Origin of the sequence: Microbacterium sp. TPD7012 (genome assembly GCF_003075395.1) — a bacterium.
Lineage (GTDB): Bacteria > Actinomycetota > Actinomycetes > Actinomycetales > Microbacteriaceae > Microbacterium.
This window is the reverse complement of the sequence record NZ_QDFV01000004.1, coordinates 537,603-543,667: the sequence shown is the minus strand read 5'-3', so window position 1 is coordinate 543,667 and position 6,065 is coordinate 537,603. Positions and strand designations below refer to the sequence as shown.

The 6,065-nt window shown below is 66.0% G+C and carries 8 protein-coding genes, 1 tRNA gene and 1 rRNA gene; 4 read left to right on the top strand and 6 right to left on the bottom strand.

Translation table 11 applies throughout. The features are described from left to right. Both DC434_RS14225 and DC434_RS14220 read right to left on the bottom strand, forming a co-directional pair. Positions 1 to 669 (bottom strand): 16S ribosomal RNA (locus tag DC434_RS14225); the annotation flags it as partial. A gap of 494 nt (positions 670 to 1,163) precedes the next feature. Further along, positions 1,164 to 1,541, bottom strand: coding sequence for a helix-turn-helix domain-containing protein (locus tag DC434_RS14220; RefSeq protein WP_116635920.1), 378 nt, complete (start codon positions 1,539 to 1,541; stop codon positions 1,164 to 1,166). Between the two features lie 89 nt (positions 1,542 to 1,630). On the opposite strand from DC434_RS14220, the gene DC434_RS14215 reads away from it, so the two are divergent. Further along, positions 1,631 to 2,017, top strand: a complete 387-nt coding sequence (locus DC434_RS14215) for a nuclear transport factor 2 family protein (protein ID WP_116635919.1) — start codon at positions 1,631 to 1,633, stop codon at positions 2,015 to 2,017. Between the two features lie 52 nt (positions 2,018 to 2,069). Here DC434_RS14215 and DC434_RS14210 read toward each other — a convergent pair. The 4 genes from DC434_RS14210 to galU all read right to left on the bottom strand — a co-directional run bounded on the left by DC434_RS14210 (position 2,070) and on the right by galU (position 4,676). After that, positions 2,070 to 2,142, bottom strand: a tRNA-Ala gene (locus DC434_RS14210). 53 nt (positions 2,143 to 2,195) lie between these two features. Continuing rightward, positions 2,196 to 3,041, bottom strand: a complete 846-nt coding sequence (locus tag DC434_RS14205) for a hypothetical protein (protein WP_116635918.1) — start codon at positions 3,039 to 3,041, stop codon at positions 2,196 to 2,198. A gap of 90 nt (positions 3,042 to 3,131) precedes the next feature. Continuing rightward, positions 3,132 to 3,743: a GNAT family protein gene (locus DC434_RS14200; protein ID WP_116635917.1), complete on the bottom strand. Its 612-nt coding sequence runs from the start codon at positions 3,741 to 3,743 to the stop codon at positions 3,132 to 3,134. Positions 3,744 to 3,788: 45 nt separating this feature from the next. Then, positions 3,789 to 4,676, bottom strand: a complete 888-nt coding sequence (galU, locus tag DC434_RS14195; RefSeq protein ID WP_116635916.1) for a UTP--glucose-1-phosphate uridylyltransferase GalU — start codon at positions 4,674 to 4,676, stop codon at positions 3,789 to 3,791. A gap of 41 nt (positions 4,677 to 4,717) precedes the next feature. Between galU and DC434_RS14190 the strand changes: the two genes are divergently transcribed. From DC434_RS14190 to mscL, 3 genes are read left to right on the top strand one after another with little or no spacing between them, the layout of a single operon-like run. After that, entirely contained in the window at positions 4,718 to 5,314 is a 597-nt protein-coding gene (locus tag DC434_RS14190) for a 5-formyltetrahydrofolate cyclo-ligase (protein ID WP_116635915.1), read from the top strand. Between the two features lie 15 nt (positions 5,315 to 5,329). Beyond that, positions 5,330 to 5,602, top strand: a complete 273-nt coding sequence (locus tag DC434_RS14185) for an FmdB family zinc ribbon protein (RefSeq protein WP_116635914.1) — start codon at positions 5,330 to 5,332, stop codon at positions 5,600 to 5,602. A gap of 24 nt (positions 5,603 to 5,626) precedes the next feature. Then, entirely contained in the window at positions 5,627 to 6,046 is a 420-nt protein-coding gene (gene mscL, locus DC434_RS14180) for a large conductance mechanosensitive channel protein MscL (RefSeq protein WP_116635913.1), read from the top strand. Positions 6,047 to 6,065 lie beyond the last annotated feature (19 nt).

Genomic DNA, 6,065 nt, shown 5'->3' with positions numbered 1-6,065 from the left:
CCGCTACACCAGGAATTCCAATCTCCCCTACCGCACTCTAGTCTGCCCGTACCCACTGCAGGCCCGAGGTTGAGCCTCGGGATTTCACAGCAGACGCGACAAACCGCCTACGAGCTCTTTACGCCCAATAATTCCGGATAACGCTTGCGCCCTACGTATTACCGCGGCTGCTGGCACGTAGTTAGCCGGCGCTTTTTCTGCAGGTACCGTCACTTTCGCTTCTTCCCTGCTAAAAGAGGTTTACAACCCGAAGGCCGTCATCCCTCACGCGGCGTTGCTGCATCAGGCTTGCGCCCATTGTGCAATATTCCCCACTGCTGCCTCCCGTAGGAGTCTGGGCCGTGTCTCAGTCCCAGTGTGGCCGGTCACCCTCTCAGGCCGGCTACCCGTCGACGCCTTGGTGAGCCATTACCTCACCAACAAGCTGATAGGCCGCGAGCCCATCCCCAACCGAAATTCTTTCCAGACGCAGACCATGCGGTCACGTCACATATCCAGTATTAGACGCCGTTTCCAGCGCTTATCCCAGAGTCAGGGGCAGGTTGCTCACGTGTTACTCACCCGTTCGCCACTGATCCCACAGAGCAAGCTCCGTGTTCACCGTTCGACTTGCATGTGTTAAGCACGCCGCCAGCGTTCATCCTGAGCCAGGATCAAACTCTCCGTAAAAAAGAAATGCATACCCCATCGGGAAAACGATGACGCAGCGAGTTTGATGCTGACCAAAGAGACAAATTCATTGCTGACTTCATCCGAATGCCAACCCCCAAAAGGGGCTGGTCTTTGATCCAAAGGAATTCTCACCCAGCCGAAAAACGACTGAACGAGGATAATTTGGCATTTGACAAGTGCACGCTGTTGAGTTCTCAAGGATCGGATGCTCCCACGACCCAGCCATCACAGCCAGGCCCGAAGGGCAACTTCTCTATCTTACTGATCTCGTTCCCGGTGTCAAATCGCCTTCCGGCGAGATGCTCGTGGGCACGAGGCAGTTCCTTCATCCTGAGGACTCGTGAGAGTTTCGGGATTCGGGAGGTGTTCGATGCTTGACGGGAGCCGGTCCGAGGACCTCCGCTCAACCGTTTGGGGCGAACAAGTAATAAGTTACGCGGATCCCGGGGATCGGGCAAATCCAGCCCGACCGCCGGGCGTGTCGCGCTGATTCACGGCGCCAGGGTCTGGTCGTCGAGAGCCTCGTCGTACCGCTCCTGCGCATCGATCACGTCCTCGACGTGAGACTCCGCCCAGACCTGGAGGGCTCTGAGCGGCTCATGCAGAGTGAGGCCGAGAACCGTGAGCCGATAGAGCGCGTAGCCGTCGGCATGCGCGATGCGCTCGACCATCCCGTCGCGCTCCAGCGCGCGGAGAGTGTCGGCCAGGACCTTCTTGGTGATCCCCTGCACATCCCGATGAAGCTCCCCGAAGCGTCGGGGACGTTCATGGAGCAGGACGACGATCATCGCCGTCCACTTGTTCGCGATGCGGGCCAGCGAACGACGCGACGGGCATCGGGCGGAGAACACCGTCCACTCGGTTGTCATGTGATCCCGCTCCCTGGTGACGTTGAAGTAACCATGTCCGCCTCGACACGGTGGAACCTCAGGGTACCGAGCAGAAGCGGAGGAAGAACATGTCGGCGATCGATGTGGTGGGACGTTACGGAGCCGCGGTGGCGGCTGGAGACATGGCGGGGTTGGCGGCTGTGCTGACCGAGGATGCCGTGTGGCACCAGCCAGGCGCGAACCGGCTGTCCGGCGATCATGTGGGACCCGACGCGATCGTGGCCCATCTGGGTGCATTCATGGAGTTGAGCGGCGGCACCTTCGCGCTCGAGACCGAGTCTGCGACGGAGAGCGGTCTGCTCGTCGCCACGACCGTGCGCTTCACCGCCCGGCGCGCAGGCGCTGCCGATCTCGACCAGCACGGCGTCGACGTGTTCCGTGTCGAGGGCGATCGGATCGCGGAGATCTGGCTGATCAGCGAGGACCAGGACGCAGAGGACCTCTTCTGGGGCTGAGCCCGGGAGAAAGAAGAAAGCCCCCGGCGCGTGCCGGGGGCTTTCTGTTCGGTGGACCTAAGGGGATTCGAACCCCTGACCTCCTCGATGCGAACGAGGCGCGCTACCAACTGCGCCATAGGCCCGTGAACGGCTTCTACGCTATCACGCCGCGGGGGCGGATCGCGTCGCGCGATGCTCAGCCGGCAGCGCGTCGCGAGAGAAGCTCACGAACGTGCGCCTCGATCTCGGCATCGTCGACGAAGCCCATCTTCGCGTAGGGCGACGACGCGGCCGGCAGCTGCACAGGAGCGACCGGGGACATCTGCTCCGCCCGCTCGCGGAGCGCGGCGACCCTGGCCGCCTTGCGACGCTCCTCCTGCGCCTCGATCTCCGCACGCGCGGCCTGCGCGCGCGACCCGGCGACGGTGACCAGCGGCTCGGGAAGCGGACGCGGAGTCCAGGTCGCGCGCCCCTGATCGTGCAGCTCGGGAGCGGTGCGCTCCCGAACGGGTTCCGAGACGACCTGCGGACGACGGACCGCGCGCTGCGCCACGGATGCCATCCGCTGCAGCATCACGCCGGCGATCACGACCAGCGCTCCGCCGATCCATGCGAGCGTCTGCGCACCGGATGCCAGGATCTGCCAGACGCCGAGACCGGCGACGGCCAGGCCGAGCAGAAGAGCACTCGTGGCCACCACCCGCACACGACGACGGGCCCGCGCGCGGCGGATCACGGGGTCGGCGCGCGTCGCCGCGAGTTCCTGCCGCAGGGCCTCGAGTTCGGCGGACTCCCGCTCGGACTGCACGCGCTTCGCGAGCTTCTGCTGCGCTAGCGCGGTCCGCGCGTTGAGCTCGAAGCGGACCTCGCCGGGGGTCTCGCTCGTCTCGGCGAGGACACGCAGCGCCTGATTCAGACGAACGGCGTTCCGCTCCGAGGCGTTGTACTGGTAGCGGCCGCGCCACGACGGCAGCAGATAGAGCATCCACAGGAGCACGGAGACGAGGACGATCACTCCCCCACTCAGCACCGGCCCGTCCATAGGGTCAACGGTAAGCGCTGAGGGCCGCTGCGCCGCGCAGGCGGCGCGTGTCGCGGCGAGTCCGATCCGGAACCGGTGCGAACCGAGGTCTCAGCGGGCGATGCGGTCCGACGGCGGCACCGTCGCGGCATCCGGCGGCACCTGGCCGCTCAGCCACCGGGCCAGCACGCCCTGGGGCACATCCTCGCGCGTGAGCGAGAACGCATAGTGGTCGCGCCAGTCCCCGTCGATGTGGATGTAGCGGCGCCGCAGCCCCTCGTAGCGGAACCCGAGCTTCTGAACGACGCGCAGGCTCGCCGCGTTCTCCGGGCGGATGCAGATCTCCATCCGGTGCAGGCCGTACTCGGTGAAGCAGGCATCGGTGGCGAGAGCCACCGCCGTCGGGGTGATCCCCCGGCCCGCGAACCGCTCGCTCACCCAATAGCCGATTGTCGCGGAGCACAGCGAGCCGCGGGCCACTCCCCAGACGTTCAGCTGTCCGGCGACCTCGCCCTCGTACTCCATGACGAAGGGATAGCCCGAGCCGTCCTTGTACTGCTGCAGCAGCCGACGGATGCTGAGGCGCATGTCGAACGACACCGAGCCGTAGGGGACGGTCGCCTCCCACGGCTGCAACCACGACCGGTTCGCGAGCAGCTCGTGCTGCAGCGGACGGGCGTCCTTCGTTCGCACGAGCCGAAGCTCGATCGGTCCGTGCCGCATTCCCGTCGCCAGATCCATGAGTCGTCCCGACGCCCGCAGAGTCGCCTAGAGGCGTTCCGCGAACTCCTTGAGCCAGGGCCGCAGCTCCGGGCCGAGGTCGTCGCGGTCGGAGGCGAGCTGCACGATCGCCTTGATGTAGTCCACGCGGTCGCCGGTGTCGTAACGACGGCCGCGGAAGATGACTCCGACGACGCCGGGCCCATCGGTGTCTGCTGCCATCTCCTGCAGAGCGTCGGTCAGCTGGATCTCGCCGCCCTTGCCCGGCTCGGTGCGCTCGAGGATTTCGAAGACGGATGCCGGCAGCACATAGCGGCCGATGACGGCGAGGTTCGAGGGGGCGTCCTCCTGCGCGGGCTTCTCGACGAGGCCGGTCACGCGGACGTTCTCCGAGTCCTCGATCGACTCGACGGCGGCGGCACCGTACATGTGGATGCTGGCGGGGTCGACCTCCATCAGCGCGATGACCGCGGCGCCGCTGCGCTCGTGCTCGGCGATCATGTCGGTCAGCAGCGGGTCGCGCTCGTCGATGAGGTCGTCACCGAGAAGCACGGCGAACGAGCTGTCGCCGACATGGGTGCGGGCACGCAGCACGGCATGCCCGAGCCCCTTGGGCTCGCCCTGGCGCACGAAGTGGATGTCGGCGAGGTCGCTCGACTTCATGACGCTCGCGAGGCGACCGTCATCACCCTTCTCCAGGAGCTTGACCTCGAGCTCGGGGACCGAGTCGAAGTGGTTCGAGATCGCGTTCTTGTTGCGACCGATGATGACGAGGATGTCATCGATCCCTGCGTCCGCCGCCTCTTCCACCACGTACTGGATGGCCGGCTTGTCGACGACAGGGAGCATCTCCTTCGGCATCGCCTTCGTCGCAGGCAGGAAGCGCGTCCCCAGTCCTGCCGCGGGAATGACGGCCTTGATCTTGTGCTCACCCATCCTCACAGCCTAGCGGTCGGCACCGCCGTAGACTCAGAGCCATGTCGAACGACGTCGAACACGCGAAACGCGCTCTGCGCGCCGAACTGCGTGAGCGCCGCCAGCTCCTCTCCGAGTCGCAACGCGATGCCGCGGCATCCGATATCGGCGCGCGCCTCGATGCGCTGGTCGACGAGCTCGGCGCACGATCGATCTCGTGCTTCCTCTCGACCACGACCGAGCCGGGCACCCGCGAGTTCGTGACCAGGGCTGTGCGCCGCGGCATCCGCGTGCTGCTGCCGATCACCCGGGCCGACGGCCTGCTCGACTGGGCCGTCGCCACCGACGACGACCGCGTCGCCGAAGGGCTGTTCGGTCTGCCCGAGCCGACCGGCGAGGTGCTGGGACCGATCGCCGTGAACGACGTCGACCTCATGATCGTCCCTGCCGCGGCCGTCGACCGCTCGGGGATGCGGATGGGTTGGGGCCGCGGCTACTTCGACAAGACGATCGGCTCCATGGAGAAGTGCCCGCCCGTCTACGCCGTCATCTATGATTCCGAGATACTCGACTCCCTGCCGCGGGAGGTGCACGACCAGCCGGTGAACGGCGTCGTGACCCCGACGCAGACCCTGAACCTGTCGCCCACGCGGCGCTGACCCGCAAGGACCCCCATGCCCACCTACGCCTATGCCTGCACGTCGTGCGGACACCAGTTCGACGCCGTCCAGAGCTTCTCCGACAACGCGCTCACCGAATGCCCCGAGTGCGGGGGCACGCTGCGCAAGCAGTACGGTTCGATCGGCGTCACCTTCAACGGCTCGGGGTTCTACCGCACGGACTCGCGCGCCAAATCAGGCGGATCGGGCGAGGGTTCGGCATCATCGAAGTCGGAGTCGAAGACGAGCGCCGCACCGGCTGCTGCGTCGACTCCGGCCTCTTCCTGAGGCCCCGACCCGTTGGGAGATCCCATGCTCAAAGGCTTCAAGGACTTCATCCTCCGCGGAAACGTGATCGATCTCGCCGTGGCCGTGGTCATCGGCTCCGCGTTCACCGCGATCGTCAACTCCGTCGTGGCCAGCATCATCACTCCGCTCGTCTCGCTCTTCTTCAAGGCGGATGCCGCCGGCCAGTTCGGGCCCCAGATCCCGAGCATCTACGGCGACATGGTCACCTTCCCTCTCGGGGATCTGATCTCGGCCATCATCAGCTTCCTCGCCGTCGCCGTGGTCGTGTACTTCGTGTTCGTCCTGCCGATGAACACCTTCAAGGCGCATGTCGAGGCCCGCAAGGGCACGAGGGCCGAGGAGCCGGAGGACGAGCCCGCCGCCGCCACCGAGGCGGAGCTGCTCGTCGAGATCCGCGACCTGCTCAAGAGCCAGCGCGCCTAGTCCGCCACTCCGTGAGAAC

Bases quoted from the DNA above. Each gene is read 5' to 3' on its own strand.
- DC434_RS14220 (WP_116635920.1), bottom strand. From the start codon at position 1,541: ATGACAACCGAGTGGACGGTGTTCTCCGCCCGATGCCCGTCGCGTCGT.
- DC434_RS14215 (WP_116635919.1), top strand. From the start codon at position 1,631: ATGTCGGCGATCGATGTGGTGGGACGTTACGGAGCCGCGGTGGCGGCT.
- DC434_RS14205 (WP_116635918.1), bottom strand. From the start codon at position 3,041: ATGGACGGGCCGGTGCTGAGTGGGGGAGTGATCGTCCTCGTCTCCGTG.
- DC434_RS14200 (WP_116635917.1), bottom strand. From the start codon at position 3,743: ATGCGGCACGGACCGATCGAGCTTCGGCTCGTGCGAACGAAGGACGCC.
- galU (WP_116635916.1), bottom strand. From the start codon at position 4,676: ATGGGTGAGCACAAGATCAAGGCCGTCATTCCCGCGGCAGGACTGGGG.
- DC434_RS14190 (WP_116635915.1), top strand. From the start codon at position 4,718: ATGTCGAACGACGTCGAACACGCGAAACGCGCTCTGCGCGCCGAACTG.
- DC434_RS14185 (WP_116635914.1), top strand. From the start codon at position 5,330: ATGCCCACCTACGCCTATGCCTGCACGTCGTGCGGACACCAGTTCGAC.
- mscL (WP_116635913.1), top strand. From the start codon at position 5,627: ATGCTCAAAGGCTTCAAGGACTTCATCCTCCGCGGAAACGTGATCGAT.